At 62.7% G+C, this 14,344-nt stretch carries 16 protein-coding genes and 1 pseudogene; 12 read left to right on the top strand and 5 right to left on the bottom strand.

Annotation, left to right across the window (positions count from 1 at the left end):
- Window positions 1–351 precede the first annotated feature (351 nt).
- Window positions 352–696: a response regulator gene (locus tag MOV74_RS06545; RefSeq protein WP_246919127.1), complete on the bottom strand. Its 345-nt coding sequence runs from the start codon at window positions 694–696 to the stop codon at window positions 352–354.
- A gap of 63 nt (window positions 697–759) precedes the next feature.
- A complete protein-coding gene (locus MOV74_RS06540) occupies window positions 760–960 on the bottom strand; it encodes a hypothetical protein (RefSeq protein ID WP_246919125.1) in 201 nt (66 codons plus the stop codon).
- A 567-nt stretch (window positions 961–1,527) separates the two neighbouring features.
- On the opposite strand from MOV74_RS06540, the pseudogene MOV74_RS06535 reads away from it, so the two are divergent.
- The 6 genes and pseudogenes from MOV74_RS06535 to MOV74_RS06510 form a co-directional block, all read left to right on the top strand.
- A pseudogene (locus tag MOV74_RS06535) lies at window positions 1,528–1,725 on the top strand (hypothetical protein); the annotation flags it as partial.
- The gene (locus tag MOV74_RS06530) at window positions 1,722–2,021 is read left to right on the top strand and encodes a hypothetical protein (RefSeq protein ID WP_246919123.1); all 300 of its coding nucleotides are present in this window, start codon (window positions 1,722–1,724) and stop codon (window positions 2,019–2,021) included. The pseudogene MOV74_RS06535 and the gene MOV74_RS06530, both read left to right, overlap by 4 nt.
- 52 nt (window positions 2,022–2,073) lie before the next feature.
- Window positions 2,074–2,502, top strand: a complete 429-nt coding sequence (locus MOV74_RS06525; RefSeq protein WP_246919120.1) for a GNAT family N-acetyltransferase — start codon at window positions 2,074–2,076, stop codon at window positions 2,500–2,502.
- Window positions 2,503–2,747: 245 nt separating this feature from the next.
- Complete coding sequence (locus MOV74_RS06520) at window positions 2,748–4,016, top strand: CaiB/BaiF CoA-transferase family protein (RefSeq protein WP_246919118.1); 1,269 nt, start codon at window positions 2,748–2,750, stop codon at window positions 4,014–4,016.
- Between the two features lie 143 nt (window positions 4,017–4,159).
- Complete coding sequence (locus MOV74_RS06515) at window positions 4,160–5,365, top strand: acyl-CoA dehydrogenase family protein (protein WP_246919116.1); 1,206 nt, start codon at window positions 4,160–4,162, stop codon at window positions 5,363–5,365.
- A 9-nt stretch (window positions 5,366–5,374) separates the two neighbouring features.
- Window positions 5,375–5,938, top strand: a complete 564-nt coding sequence (locus tag MOV74_RS06510; RefSeq protein ID WP_246919114.1) for a flavin reductase family protein — start codon at window positions 5,375–5,377, stop codon at window positions 5,936–5,938.
- A 24-nt stretch (window positions 5,939–5,962) separates the two neighbouring features.
- On the opposite strand, the gene MOV74_RS06505 is transcribed toward MOV74_RS06510, so the two are convergent.
- Window positions 5,963–6,871, bottom strand: a complete 909-nt coding sequence (locus MOV74_RS06505) for an NAD(P)-dependent oxidoreductase (protein WP_246919112.1) — start codon at window positions 6,869–6,871, stop codon at window positions 5,963–5,965.
- A gap of 166 nt (window positions 6,872–7,037) precedes the next feature.
- On the opposite strand from MOV74_RS06505, the gene MOV74_RS06500 reads away from it, so the two are divergent.
- The 3 genes from MOV74_RS06500 (at window position 7,038) to MOV74_RS06490 (ending at window position 10,722) form a co-directional block, all read left to right on the top strand.
- On the top strand, window positions 7,038–8,021 hold the full coding sequence (locus MOV74_RS06500) for an ABC transporter substrate-binding protein (protein ID WP_246919110.1): 984 nt from the start codon (window positions 7,038–7,040) through the stop codon (window positions 8,019–8,021).
- 78 nt (window positions 8,022–8,099) lie between these two features.
- Window positions 8,100–9,794, top strand: coding sequence for a dihydroxy-acid dehydratase (ilvD, locus tag MOV74_RS06495; RefSeq protein ID WP_246919108.1), 1,695 nt, complete (start codon window positions 8,100–8,102; stop codon window positions 9,792–9,794).
- 82 nt (window positions 9,795–9,876) lie between these two features.
- Window positions 9,877–10,722 (top strand): ABC transporter ATP-binding protein, encoded by an 846-nt coding sequence (locus MOV74_RS06490; protein ID WP_246919106.1) that lies wholly within the window; start codon window positions 9,877–9,879, stop codon window positions 10,720–10,722.
- Here MOV74_RS06490 and MOV74_RS40780 read toward each other — a convergent pair.
- Window positions 10,712–10,837: a hypothetical protein gene (locus tag MOV74_RS40780; protein ID WP_258719511.1), complete on the bottom strand. Its 126-nt coding sequence runs from the start codon at window positions 10,835–10,837 to the stop codon at window positions 10,712–10,714. The two genes, MOV74_RS06490 and MOV74_RS40780, sit on opposite strands and share 11 nt — an antisense overlap.
- Between MOV74_RS40780 and MOV74_RS06485 the strand changes: the two genes are divergently transcribed.
- Genes MOV74_RS06485 through MOV74_RS06475 form a run of 3 tightly spaced genes read left to right on the top strand, consistent with a single transcriptional unit; the run spans window position 10,785 to window position 13,354 of the window.
- Window positions 10,785–11,504 carry an ABC transporter permease gene (locus MOV74_RS06485; protein WP_246919129.1) on the top strand — a complete coding sequence of 240 codons (720 nt, stop codon included), beginning with the start codon at window positions 10,785–10,787 and terminating at the stop codon, window positions 11,502–11,504. The two genes, MOV74_RS40780 and MOV74_RS06485, sit on opposite strands and share 53 nt — an antisense overlap.
- Window positions 11,504–12,268 carry an ABC transporter permease gene (locus tag MOV74_RS06480; protein WP_246919104.1) on the top strand — a complete coding sequence of 255 codons (765 nt, stop codon included), beginning with the start codon at window positions 11,504–11,506 and terminating at the stop codon, window positions 12,266–12,268. The genes MOV74_RS06485 and MOV74_RS06480 overlap by 1 nt, the downstream gene beginning before the upstream one ends.
- Before the next feature lie 39 nt (window positions 12,269–12,307).
- Window positions 12,308–13,354, top strand: a complete 1,047-nt coding sequence (locus MOV74_RS06475; protein WP_246919102.1) for a peptidase M29 — start codon at window positions 12,308–12,310, stop codon at window positions 13,352–13,354.
- On the opposite strand, the gene MOV74_RS06470 is transcribed toward MOV74_RS06475, so the two are convergent.
- On the bottom strand, window positions 13,351–14,343 hold the full coding sequence (locus MOV74_RS06470; RefSeq protein WP_246919099.1) for a 3-hydroxybutyryl-CoA dehydrogenase: 993 nt from the start codon (window positions 14,341–14,343) through the stop codon (window positions 13,351–13,353). The two genes, MOV74_RS06475 and MOV74_RS06470, sit on opposite strands and share 4 nt — an antisense overlap.
- Window position 14,344 lies beyond the last annotated feature (1 nt).

Here is a 14,344-nt window from a genome sequence, read left to right as displayed (position 1 = left end):
GGCGGCCAGCATCAGCCCGGTCGGGCCGCCGCCGGCAATCACGACGGCGTGCTCGCTCAGCACCGGGTTCCCCGCGCGGGTTCGCTCCGTGCGGCCGCGCGAACGGGAAGTGGGAAGCAGTACAGGCATGTCGTGACCCCTCGGCTTGTTGTTGGGTCGGGGGTTCTACGGCAGAGGCGGGGACTTGAAGCAAGCCCGTTGCGCACCACATATTGAGCTGGGAGGAGGGGCTTGCTCTTCCGCGTTCGCCGCGTTGACACGTCGGGCAACACACCGGCATAATGGCATCATCGAAATGGGTTTGGTTCGCCCCGCGCGGGAGATGCCCGCTGCGGGTTTTGTTTTGCAGATTCAGCGAATGCCGGCGGTTCGCTGCATGACGTCGGCGAGTTCCTCGAACGAGAACGGCTTCCGGATCATCGGCAGGCCGCCGCGCCGGGGCTCGCGACCCGACAGTTGCAGCACCTTCAGCTCCGGACGGACTCGCTTTGCCAGCTCCGCCAGTTCATGGCCATCCATGCCGGGCATGTTGATATCGGTGATGAGGATGGAGATCTCCTTGTACTGCTCGAGCCGGTCGAGTGCGTCCGGTCCGCTTTGGGCGCTGACCACCTCGCAGCCGAGATCTTCCAGCATACCGATGATCACATCGAGGACGGCAGGATCGTCATCAACGACCAGAACAGTGTGGCTCATCGCGCGTACGTTCCTTCCAACGAAGGAATCAACGCGCCGCCTGGCGGGTAGGTTCCGGCGCGCCTAATCGTCCTTCGACAAATCGCCAGGCTTTTCGGGAAGGTTGATTGTGCCGCCTTCGCCGTGCCCGAGATCGCGACCACTGTCCCGCGTCTCGCCGGAATCTTCGATGATCGGGTCCTGCGTGTCGCGCTTTTTGTCGCGGCGCGGCTCGTCTCCGGACTGCCTACGCGATGTCTGCTGTAACGTCCTCTTGGGTGTCATGGACCGATCCTCCCGATCGGCTAACTTTCGACGCGCCTGCAAGTTCGTTTGACACGTCGGGCAAAACACTGGCAGAATTGCATCATCGAAAGACGTTTGGTTCAGCCCGCGCGGAGAAGTCTGCAGCGGGCTTTTTCGTTCAACACAGCTTGTTTGACACAGGCTTTTTCAACAGAGGCTTGTTCAACACAGGCTCGTTCAATTTGGCTTTGACACGTCGGGCAACACACCGGCATGATGACAACATCGAGACGAGTTTGGTTCACCCGCGCGGACAACATCCGCCGCGGGTTTTTTCGTTTCGATTTCTGAATCGGACGGCGGCGGCGCATTGCGGCCACGCACTCGTCAAACTTGGAGCGCCGATCGGCGCGCCGCCGTCCGAACCATTGCTGGCCGTGCACGCGCGAACGTGCCGGCCCGCGGCGCTGGGCCTGTTGCTCGCGCCGCTGCGGTCTCCGGAGACACGGAGATAGGGTTCGCGCCCGAAACGATCGCGCTTCGTCACGCGATCTGCCGCGCATTTCTTTTTCGGGGAGAGACGATGACCGCCTATCTGATATCGCTCGCGTCTACGAGCCAGACAAGCTGATGGGCTATTGCGTGGCGCTCTACTTCGCAAAGCTCCTGGTCTGGGACAAGGTCCTTGGATTTGGCTCGACGGACGCTCTGGCGGGATTTGCGGCGATCACCGCCAACCTGGTCGTCTCATTCTACTTCGCCAAGCGCGGATTCGAGAACATTGCGAGGATCATCAAGCGGTGAAAATTCAAGACGAAGAGATTCGAGCCATTGTCGCACAGACACTGGCCGAGCAGCAAAGAGTTCAGCAGGAGAGCGTCGACGCGATCGTCTTGAAAGCGGTGGCATCAGTCCTGGCCTCGTTCGGGATCGAGGACGATGACCGCAAAGAGCTCAGAGCTGACTTCCAGCACCTGCGGCGCTGGCGAAAGAGCGTGGAACAGGCGCAGAGCTACACCTTCAAGGCGGTGATCACGGTGCTCGCGACTGGCCTGATGGGGGCGGTCTGGCTCGGTGTCAAAGTCGTGCTGGGCAAGTGAGCCTCCACCACCTCTGAGTCGCAGTGGATTACCCCCGCCAATAGGCTATCCCATGTACAGAATTCGGATCGTCGACGCGGACGATGACGAGACCGCCGAGATTCTCGGTGATCTGCATCGGCTGACATTCTTCGATGGGGCCGCCATGCCGCAATTCGATTTGGGGGCGTGGTGGATCGCCTACCGCGGTGATGACGCGGTCGCCTTCGCCGGCGTCGTGCCGTCGACGCATGCGCGGAACAGCGGATATTTCTGCCGGGTCGGGGTCTTGCAGCGGCACTGGGGAGGGGGACTTCAACTCAGGCTGATGCGAGCGGTCGAAGTGCGAGCGCGACGCCTCGGATGGGACAGCATCGTCTCCGATACGACGGACAATCCGGTATCTGCCAATAATTTCATCCGTGCGGGTTATCGGCTTCACGAGCCCGAATCGCCCTGGGCCTGGTCGCATACCCTTTATTGGCGAAAGTGGCTGCGCTGAACAATTGCATCGGGTTTTCCCGTCATGCGGAACGTGACTTTCGCAAGCTAGAATGGCTGCACGAGGCGCGCGTGCTTCCGACGCTCGGAAAATCTCTAACGGCCCGGCAGCTTGACGGCTGCCGGGCCGTTTCTGCATTTCGGGCCGATGCGAGCGCGGCACTTGCGAAGTTGGCGGCGCCGGGCTTTAAGTTTGCTCTTGCAGAAAATTCGGCGGCCATAAGCCGATGTGAGGGAGCACCATCAATGCCCAACAAGCCTCAATTGCCGGAACGTTCGCCGCGGGCGACGGGAGGGCTGACTGCGCTCGATGGTCTGCTGGTCGTCGATTTCACGCGTGTCGTCGCCGGCCCGGCCTGCACGCAGACACTCGCCGATTTCGGCGCGCACGTCATCAAGATCGAGAACCCCGACGGCGGCGACGACACGCGCGCCTATGAGCACGCCGAAATTGGCGGCGAAAGCGCGGCGTATCTCAGCCTGAACCGCAACAAGCGCGGCATTGCGCTCGATCTTTCGGTGCCGGAGGCCCGCGAGATCGCGCTGGATCTGATCCGCAAGGCGGATGTGGTCGTCGAGAACTTTTCCAGCGGGGTCATGAAGAAGTTCGGGCTCGATTATGAATCGGTCGCGCCGCTCAATCCGCGGCTGGTCTATTGCTCGATCTCCGCCTATGGGCGCTCCGGACCGTTCGCCTCGCGTCCCGGCTTCGATCCCATCACGCAGGCCGAGAGCGGCTTCATGTCGCTCAACGGATTTGCCGATGGCCCGGCGGTTCGTACCGGGCCGCCGATCGTGGACATGGCCACGGGGATGTCTGCCTGTAACGCCATCCTGATGGCGCTGCTGGCGCGGGACCGGCTCGGCCGCGGGCAACACGTCGAAGTCGCCTTGTTCGATATTGCGATGGGGATGACCGGCTTCTACGGCATGGCCTATCTCATCAACGGCGAAAATCCCGGCCGGTTCGGCAATTCGCCCAGCGGGTCTCCCACCGTCGGCGTCTATGAGGCCTCCGATGGGCCGCTCTATATGGCTTGCGCCAACGATCGGCTCTATCGCCGGCTCGTGGTCGAGGTGCTGAACCGGCCAGATCTCATCACCGATCCGCAGTTCGCCACGCGCAAGGCCCGCTCCGAGAACAAGGAGCTCCTGCGTGCGGCCATCGCGGAGGTCTTTGCCAGCGATACGCTCGAGAACTGGATGGCGAAGATGAAACAGGCCAATATTCCGGTCGGCTATCTCCGGACGGTGGAGGAGGGGTTCAACGCACCCGAAGCTCGCGAGCGCCATCGCTTGAACCGGATTCCGCACCGTAAAGCGGAGTGGGTGCCCAACATCGAGCCGCCGATCACCATGAGCCTCACCGGTGCGGTCGATCCCGTTGCAGCCCCCCTGTTAGGTGAGCATACCGAGGATGTCCTGCGTGATATGCTCGGCCATGACGAGCGTCGGATCACGGAGTTTGCCCGGAAGGGTGTCTTTGGCTCGGGTAAACCCCCTGCGCCCGGTTGAACCTCCGCGGTCAGTCCTCATGGCGCCCGGCATGCGAATTGATGCGTCGCGATGCCAATTGCATTGGCTTGATTTGACGATGGCGCGGCCGCATAAATGCGTGAAAGCGAGGGACACGAATGGCGCCTGGTCGAAAGCCGAGCATGGGTCAGCCCACCGGGGCGGACGCCGGCGAGCACGCTCATGAGGCGATGATCGCGAAGGCTCGGGCCCTAGTGCCGCAACTACGAGAGCGGGCGGCGCGAACCGAGGAGCTGCGGCATCTGCCGTTAGAAACCGAGAGGGATCTCCACGACGCTGGTCTGTTCCGGATGCTCCAACCGGCGCGGGTTGGCGGCGCCGAGCTCGACTACGTCGCTCTCGTCGACTGCGCAGAGCTGCTTGGACAAGCCGATGCGTCGGTTGCCTGGAATCTCGCCAATCTGGCGAGCCATCACTGGATGCTCGGCATGTTCGAGCAGAAGGCACAGGATCTGGTCTGGGGCCGCGATCCAGACGCGCTGATCGCGTCCTCGTTCATCTTTCCCGCCGGACGCGCAACGAAAGTCGAGGGCGGATACCGGCTGCACGGCAGCTGGCCGTTCTCCTCGGGCGTTGCCTCCTGCGAATGGAATATGCTGGCAAGCGTTGTCTACTCCGAAGACGAGGCGGACGGCATCGAGTATCGGATCTTTCTGCTGCCGAAGGGCGACTACAAGGTGTTGGATACCTGGAATGTCGCGGGACTGCGTGGGACGGGGTCTTGCGACGTGGAGGTCAGGGATGCCTTCGTGGCCGACCATATGACCGTCGCCGTCGGTGAGCTCTCAGGCGGTCCGACGCCGGGAAGCAAGGTCAATCCAAATCCACTGTATGCGCTGCCCGTGTTTTCGTTGTTTCCATACGTCCTCTCCGGCGTCGCCCTGGGAAATGCGCAGGCCTGCCTCGACGATTACATCGAGGTCGCTCGTCACCGGATTTCGACTTATAACCGCGCCAAGCTGAGCGATTTTCAAAGCACTCAGATCAAGATCGCGGAAGCCGCGGCGAAGATCGACGCCGCACGCCTGATCATGCGGTCGGCGTGCCTCGATGCCATGGAGGACGCGCGGCGCGGTCACATCCCCGACATGGCGACCAAGACCCGATATCGTCGCGACGGATCTTTTTCGGTGAACCTGTGTACGGACGCGGTGTCGATGCTGTTTGCCGCGAGCGGCGCGCGCGGCCTGTTCACGACCGGTGTGTTGCAGCGGCAGTTCCGCGATGCTCACGCGATCAATTCGCATCTCGCATTCAACTTCGATGCGGCCGGGACCAACTATGGACGCGTGGCGCTGGGTCTGCCGTCCGAGAATCTCACGTTGTGAGGCCGGCTGATGAATGATCTGCCGAAGCAGCCGCGCGTTCCTGATCCCGCCAACGAGTTCGCGAGCGATAGCTCGCAGATCGATCCCCGCGACTTTCGCAACGCCCTCGGAACCTATGCAACGGGCGTGACGATCATCACGGCCGCAGCGCCTGACGGCAAGCCCTACGGGCTGACATGCAATTCGTTTGCCTCGGTTTCGCTGAATCCTCCGCTGGTCCTGTGGAGCCTGGTCGTCTATTCCTCGAGTCTGACCATCTTCCAGAACGCCAGTCATTTCACGGTCAACGTGCTTGGCGCTTCGCAGCAGGCGCTTGCGAGCAAATTCGCCAAGTCGTCGGACGACAAGTTCACCGATGTGGACTGGACGCCGGGCCTCGGCGGGGCGCCGGTGCTTGCGGAGAGCGTCGCCAACTTTCAATGCCGCTCCGTGAATCGCTATTATGGCGGTGACCACGTGATTTTTCTCGGCGCTGTCGAGGCCTATACCTACAATACGCAGGAGCCGCTGCTTTTCGCGCAAGGGGCGTTCGGCCGATTTCTCGCGGACGACGAGCGCAAGAAGACGCCTTAGCGTGCTCAGGTCGCGCTCGATGGCTTAGCGCTCTGCCGCTGAAAGCTTGTAAAGCTCCAGCGCGTCCGCTTCCGCGCCGCGCGTGGCCTTGGCCAACCTGAAAAGTTGCCCCGCAAGCGAGGCCATCGGCACTGGCGTCGACGTCGCCCGTGCGACGTCGGCAACCGTATCGAGATCCTTGAGCATCGTGGCAATGTGGCCGAGCGGCGGGGAGTGAATGCCCTGGACCATTCGCGGCACGAACAGCTGAAGCGGGATGGAATCCGCAAAGCCGCCGGCGAGCGCTTCAGGTATTCGGTTGGCGTCAATTCCGGCGTTGACAGCCAGGCGCGTGGCCTCCGCGAGGACGGCCATCGCGCAGCCGACGATGACCTGATTGCAGAGTTTTGTGGTCTGACCGGCCCCGATGGGACCCATGTGGGTGAATCTGCGCGCCATGGCCAGAACGTAGGGCCGCACCCTCTCGATGTCGGCCGCTTCTCCACCCGCCATGATGGCGAGTGTGCCTTCCTCGGCGCCCTTCGTCCCGCCGGAAACCGGTGCATCGATCCAGCCAGCGCCATTGGCGTCTTTCAGTCGCTTTGCGAGGTCGCGTGCGGCGTCGGGATGTATCGACGAGAAGTCGACGACAAGCTTGCCTGCGCCGGGCGCCGCTGCCAGCCCCTCGGGACCGAAGATCACCTCTTCGACCGCCGCCGCATCGGTCACGCACATGAAGGAGATATCTGAGTTCACCAGGAGATCGCGCGGCGTGACTGCGCGCTTGGCACCGGCTTCGATGAGCGGAGCCACCTTGCCCTCCGAACGGTTCCAAACAGTGACCTGATAGCCGGCCTTGAGCAGGCGCCGGGTCATCGGCGTTCCCATCAGCCCCAGGCCGAGATAACCAAGCCTCTCGACGCCTTGCGGGTTCGCCTTGCTCGCATCAGCCATAGGTTGCCTCCTTCTGTCGCAGCGCAACGTCGCTTTACCATACATTGCGCGCCTAACGGCGAAACCGCCCGGCTCGCATGGCTTGCCTGATTGTTTGAACCATGAAACATTTGAGGCGGTCGGGTTGGGTGGCGCCGGTCGGCGCCGGAGCAGCGGAGTGGGCACGATGCGAACCGTTTCGAAGTGGATCCTGGCTTTGGGGACGGCGGCCGCGGTGAGCGCGGCGGCGAGCCCATCGCGGGCGCAGCAGACGATCCGGGTCGGCTGGACGATTCCAGCCGAGGAATCCAAATACTGGATGATGCGCCGTCCGGCTGAGTTTCCCAATCTCGGCAAGACCTACAATATCGAATGGACCCAGTTTCAAGGCACCGCGCCGATGACGCAGGCCTTGGCAGCCGGCGCGCTGGACTGCGCGACGCAGGCGCCCTTGTCGCTCTCCAATGGCGTGGTCGGCGGCAATCTCAAAGCCTACATCGTTGCGCAGCACGTGTTCGAGAAGCCTGGCGGTTTCTCGGTCTATTGGGCCGTCAAGGATGACTCGCCCATCAAGACGATCGCCGATCTCAAGGGCAAGACGGTCGGCATTTCCGTGATCGGTGGCGGCACGCAAGGGCCGTTTAATCTGCTCCTGAAGCAGAATGGTGTCGATCCGACCAAGGATATCAAGCTGGTCGAGGTCGGCTTTGCAGTCTCCGAGGACGCGCTGCGGCAGGGCCGCGTCGATGCGGTCAACATGAATCAGCCGTTTGCTGCGCGCGCGGAAGCGAAGGGCGGCACCAGGAAGCTGTTCTCCCTGTCGGAGGCCATGCCGAACATCGTGCACATCCTGGAAGCCTGCCGCGCCGATTTCGTCGACAAGAACCCGGAGCTGGTCAAGGCCTATGTCCGCGATATCACCTCGGGCATGAAGAAGGCGCTGGCGAACCGCGAGGAGACGCTGAAGGTCGTCAATGAAGTGCTGAAGGCGCCTATTCCGGTGCTCGAGACCTACCTGCTCAAGGACAACGATTTCGGCCGTGATCCAGGCGCAGCGCCGAACTTCCCCGCGATCCAGAAGATGCTGGACATCTACGCGGAGACCGGAATGCTGCCGAAACTGGACGTCGCGCAGTTCAAGCATCCGACGATCGTCGCTCCGCTTGAATAGACGACCGAGCGGGCGATCCGGCCGAGGATTATCGCGGCGTCCCGGATCCTCCGGGATGAGGCACGAAAAGATGCACGTATGAAGAAGTTGCGATCGCGAGTCACGACAGACGGCCTCGACCGGGCCCCGCACCGGGCCTTCATGCGTGCAATGGGGCTCGACGACGCTGCGATTGCGAAGCCGATGGTGGGCGTCGTCAGCATGAAGGGCGAGCAGACGCCCTGCAATATGACCCACGACTTCCAGGTGGCCGCTGCCAAGACCGGCATCGAGGAGGCCGGCGGCACACCCCGCGAATTCTCGACCGTGTCGGTTTCCGACGGCATCAGCATGAACCACGAGGGAATGAAGTTCTCGCTGTTTTCGCGTGAACTGATCGCCGACTCGATCGAGGCCGTCGTTCATGGTCTGGCTTATGACGCGCTGATCGGATACGGCGGATGCGACAAGACACTTCCCGGCGTGATGATGGGCATGGTTCGTTGCAACGTGCCGTCTATCTTCATCTATGGCGGCAGCTCGCTGCCGGGCCGCGTTGATGGGCGTACGCTGACGGTGCTCGACTCCTATGAGGCCGTCGGCAGCTTCATGACCGGAGAGATCGACGGCGCCACGCTCGAGCGGATCGAGCGCGCCTGCCTGCCGACGATCGGCGCGTGCGCCGGTCAGTTCACCGCGAATACCATGGGAATGGTCTCGGAGGCGATGGGACTGACCATCCCCAACGTCTCGATGGTGCCCGGAGTCTATGCCGAGCGCGCGCAGATCTCGCGGCGCGCTGGACGCTTGATCATGGGGATGCTGGAACGCGGCGGGCCGTTGCCTCGCGACATCGTGACGCGGAAATCCCTCGAGAACGGCGCGGCGATCGTTGCGGCGACGGGCGGCTCGACCAACGCCGCGCTGCATCTGCCGGCAATCGCGAACGAAGCCGGCATTGCATTCGGGATCGACGATGTGGGCGAGGTCTTTGCCCGGACGCCGCTGATCGGAAATCTGCGGCCCGGTGGCAAATACACGGCAAAGGACGTCTACGACATCGGCGGCGCCGCTGTGGTCATTCGAGAGCTGATCGCGAGCGGTCGTATTGATGGTAGCTGCATCACCATTACGGGCCGCACGCTTGCTGAAGAATACGGCGCGGCGAACGCGCCGGACGGGGAGGTGGTTTACGCGTCTAGCGCGCCGATCATGCCTGACGGAGGCGTCGCGGTTCTGAAGGGAAATCTCTGCCCCGATGGCGCGGTGATCAAGGTCGCTGGTCTGAAGAGCCAGTTCTTCGAAGGCGTCGCGCGCGTGTTCGAAGATGAGGAAGCTTGCGTCAAAGCTGTTCGTGATCGCAGCTACAAGGCAGGCGAGGTTCTCGTGATCCGCAATGAGGGGCCGGTCGGCGGCCCCGGCATGCGTGAGATGCTCGGCGTCACTGCGCTGATCTACGGGCAGGGCATGGGCGAAAAGGTGGCGCTGATCACCGATGGACGGTTCTCCGGCGCGACCCGCGGCATGTGCATCGGCTACGTGGCTCCCGAAGCATTTGTCGGCGGTCCGCTGGCGCTCGTCCGCGACGGTGACAGGATCCGGATTGATGCGCCAAACCGGCGGATGGATCTGCTGCTCGATGAGCAGGAACTCAGCGCGCGGCGTCGGGATTGGAAGCAGCGTCCGCCGCGTCATCGTGCAGGTGCGCTTGCTAAATATGCGCGACTGGTTGGGCAGGCGCCCGGCGGAGCTGTTACGCATCAAGGCCCGGCAGAATGGCCGTGGTTCGAATGACGCATCGCACAGGTGCGAAAACGATCGCCTGTCTGGCAGGCTTCTTGCTAAGCCCGTGCCTCACGGTGAGGCGAGCGACGGGATGACGGTAGTGCCTGCGAGATCGAGCGAATGGGTGAGACCGGTGACATCACGAGAGCCGGCTTCTGCGATCATCGAGATCGACCGCGTCTCGCAGGTCTTTCAGACATCGGCGCGCAAGGATCATGTGGCGCTTTCGGACATCTCGCTGACGATCGAGGAGGGAGCCTTCGTCTCCATCCTTGGTCCGTCCGGTTGCGGCAAGTCGACACTGCTTTATATCGTCGGCGGTTTTGTCAGCCCGACCAACGGCACGGCGAAGATCAAGGGCCATGCGATCACGGGGCCTGGTCCGGATCGCGGACCGGTGTTCCAGGAGTTTGCCCTGTTCCCCTGGAAGACCGTGCTGGGCAATGTGATGTACGGCCCGCGGCAGCAAGGTGTACGCGCCGCCGAGGCGGAAGCGCAGAGCCGGACCTTGATCGAGATGGTCGGCCTCAAGGGCTTTGAGAATTTCTACCCCAAGGAATTGTCGGGCGGCATGAAGCAGCGCGTCGCGCTGGCGCGGACGCTCGCCTACCATCCTGAGGTCCTGCTGATGGACGAACCGTTCGGTGCGCTCGACGCGCACACGAGGACGCGCCTGCAGAACGATCTTCTCAACATCTGGGAGCGTGACCGCAAAACGGTGTTGTTTGTCACCCATTCGGTCGACGAGGCCGTCTTTCTCTCCGACAAGGTCGTGATGATGTCGAAATCGCCCGGCCGCATCCGGCAAGTGATCGACATCGATCTGCCGCGTCCGCGCCGCCGCAACGAGCTGTTGCTCGACCCGGGTTATCAGAAGTACGTCGTCGACATCGAGCGAATGTTCGATGAAGACGACGAAGGCGGTCCTATCTCATGATGTCGCCGGCCGCCTTGATCAGACGGGGCGCTCCGGTGCTGGCCTGCATCGGATTGCTGGCGGTGTGGCAGGTCGCCTCGCTTGCGCTGAAGAACGACAGCTTCCCGACGGCCATCGAGGCAATCCGGGCAATTCCCGATATCCTCGGCGATAAAGAATCGCTGATCAACATCCTGGCCTCGCTTCGCCGCATGGCGATCGGGCTCGGTGTGGCGGTGCTGGTTTCGATTCCGCTGGGCCTGCTGATGGGGCGCAGCCGGGGCGTTGCTGCTTTTTTCAATCCACTCTTGATGGTGATTTATCCGGTGCCGAAGGCCGCCTTGATGCCGATCATCATGCTTTGGCTGGGCGTCGGCGACGTCACCAAGACATTGGTGATCTTCCTGGGCGTCAGCCTCCCCGTGATTTATCACAGCTTTGAAGGCGCAAAGGCGGTCGAAGAGAAGATGCTGTGGTCGGGAGCCGCGATGGGGCTTTCACCCGCACAACGCCTGGTGCGCATCGTGTTACCCGCGGCGCTGCCGGAAATCCTGACTGGATGCCGCACTGGATTGGTGCTGGCGCTGATCACGATGATCACCAGCGAGATGATCGCCCGTCAGTCGGGCGCCGGCAACATCCTGTTCAATGCGCTCGACATGGGCCAGTATGATACCGTCTTTGCGATGATCATCATCGTGGGTGCGATGGGAATCTGCATCGACGCGATTTTCGAAAGGGTTCGTGCCAGACTGGTGCGCTGGTCCGAGCCTCAGTTCGACATGCCGCTGAGCTTCTCGTGATGTCGCGCTTTCTCTCCGCAAACGTCCTTCTTGGGATTGCCCCGATCGTGCTGATCGTCGCGTTGTGGCAAGGCCTGGTGTCGTTCGGCTTCGCGCCCGCGGTCCTGCTGCCGCCGCCGGGCTTCGTCTTCAGCCGGCTGCTCCAGCAACTCGTGACGTGGACGTTTCAGCAGGAGATCGCGGCAACACTGATCCGGCTGTTTGCAGGGTTCGCGATTGCGGTCGTGCTGGGTGTCAGTATCGGCATTGCCGCCGCCGCCAGTCCCGCCATCAACGCCGTGGTTCGGCCGATCGTTCGCGTATTGGCGCCACTGCCCAAGGTTGCGCTCTATCCGGCACTCCTGCTTTTGCTCGGCTTCGGCCACGGGTCGAAGATCACATTGGTGGCTGCCGATGCACTTTTCCCTATTCTATTGTCCACCTACTACGGCGCGTCGACCGTCGAACAGAAGCTGATCTGGTCGGCGATGGCGGCGGGAACGCCACGCACCGAAATCCTCTTCAAGGTGGTGCTGCCGGCGGCGATGCCGTCGATCCTGACTGGATGCCGGATCGGGCTTGTCATTTCCTGCATCGTGGTGTTTCTGGCCGAGATGATCACGTCGACAGACGGGTTGGGGCACGCGCTCGTGACCGCGGCGCGAACCTTCCAGGCCGTCGACATGTTCGTGCCGCTGATCACGATCTCGCTGCTGGGGTTGATCCTGAACGGCCTGCTCGGGGCGCTGCGCACGTATCTGCTACGGGGCTTTCCCGAAGCGTGAACTGACCAAGAAGAAACCAGACGACCGGGAGTGAACACCATGCTGGCTGATCGCATCGAGGCAAAATGGATCGACGCATTTTGCGAGATCTTTGAACGCTGCGCCGTCAAGGCCGGCGATACCGCGGCGATCCTCTCGGAAACCCAATCGCGTGCGCTGAACGTGCATCTGGCTGAACTCGCGCTGCTGCGGATGGGCGCGCGGCCGTTTCATGTGGTGATGCCGACACCGCGCAACCGCAATATCGTGCCGGTGCGCTCGACGGGCGCGAGCGAGGCGATCCAGCGCCTTGGCCCGGTCATCACCGCGCTGCAGCAGGCCGGCTTTGTGGTGGATTGCACCCTTGAGGGCCTGATGCACGCGGTGGAGACGCCCGAGATATTGAAGGCCGGCGCGCGGATCCTGGTGATCTCCAACGAGCATCCCGAAGCGCTGGAGAGGATGGTGCCGGATTCCGCGCTTGAGAAGCGTGTTCGTGCAGCGGCCAAGATGTTGCGCGGGACCAAGCGGATGCGGGTGACGTCGAAGGCGGGCACGGCGCTCGATGTCGATATGGTCGGCGCGTCCACTGTCGGCGTGTGGGGCTGGACCGACAAGCCCGGCACGCTGGCGCATTGGCCGGGTGGCATCGTCGTCAGCTTTCCCAAGAGCGGAACGATCAATGGCACGCTGGTGATGGCGCCCGGGGACATCAATCTCACCTTCAAGCGCTACCTGACGTCGCCCGTGAAGATGACCTTGAAGGACGACTATGTCGTCGAGCTGGAAGGCGAGGGCACGGATGCCGCGATGATGCGCGCCTATCTTGCCGCCTGGGGCGATCGTGAGGCCTACGCCGTCTCGCATGTCGGCTTTGGCATGAACCCCGGTGCGCGCTATGAAGCGCTGTCGATGTATGACCAGCGCGACACCAACGGTACCGAGATTCGCGCCGTCTCCGGCAATTTCCTGTTCTCGACCGGCGCGAACGAATTCGCCGGCCGCTACACGGCCGGGCATTTCGACCTGCCGATGATGGGGACGACGATCGAGCTCGACGGCGTTGCCGTGGTCCGGGAGGGCGTGCTCCAGGACGTCTTTGGCTAGTTGCTGTCGAGCACCGGGGGGCGCGCCAGTCCGAAGTGACGAAGCAGATCGACCATCGCCTGCAGCCGCTTCGCGCGATAGGCGTCGACGTCCATGCCGGAATAGTCGAGAAAGCCTGCGCCCGTGCGCAGGCCGATCCGGCCTTCGTGCATATTGCGGGAAATGACGTCCGGCGCTCGATAGCGCTCGCTGCCGAGCGCGCCTTCGAGATACCGGCTCGCGTAGTACAGGATGTCGCCGCCACCCCAGTCGATGAATTCGAGCAGTCCGAGTACGGCGTAGCGGAAGCCGAAGCCGTAGCGGATCGCCTTGTCGATTTCCTCGGCGCTGGCGACGCCTTCCTCGACCATGCGCGCGGCCTCGTTCATCGCGAGCGCCTGGATGCGCGGAACGATGAAGCCGGGCGTTGCCGCGCAGACGACCGGCATCTTGCCGATGCCTTCGAGCAGAGCTTTGACTTCGTCGATAATGGCGGGATCGGTGGCTTTGCCGGGCGAAACCTCGACCAGCGGAATCAGATAGGCCGGGTTGAGCCAGTGCACGTTGAGGAAGCGGCGGGGATTCACGATCGCGCCGGATAGATCGTCGACGAGAATGGTCGACGTCGTCGAGGCGATGATCGTGTCTGCGCGGACCTGCCTTGAGGCTTCTCCCAGCACCTCGCGCTTGAGTTCGACGACTTCAGGGACGCCCTCGAAGACGATCCCGGCGTCGGATAGCGCTTCACCGCTTTCGCCGGCCGACACCACCGAGACCCGCGCGATCAGCGGATCGACATCCGCTTCGGTCAGCAGTCCCAGCTTCGACAGGCTGGCAAAGGTCTTGCCGACTTCGCCCAGCGCGTCCGCTTCCAGCTTGGCGAACTCCTCCGCGGAACGTAGCTTGACGTCGATCATCGTGACCCTGTGTCCCGCATAAGCGAACGCGACGGCGATGCCGCGCCCCATGCGGCCGGCCCCCAGACAGGCGATATTGACGCGATTGGTCATC

Source organism: Bradyrhizobium sp. SHOUNA76 (assembly GCF_023006445.1).
Taxonomy (GTDB): Bacteria; Pseudomonadota; Alphaproteobacteria; order Rhizobiales; family Xanthobacteraceae; genus Bradyrhizobium.
This window is presented reverse-complemented; position numbering and strand designations above follow the sequence as displayed.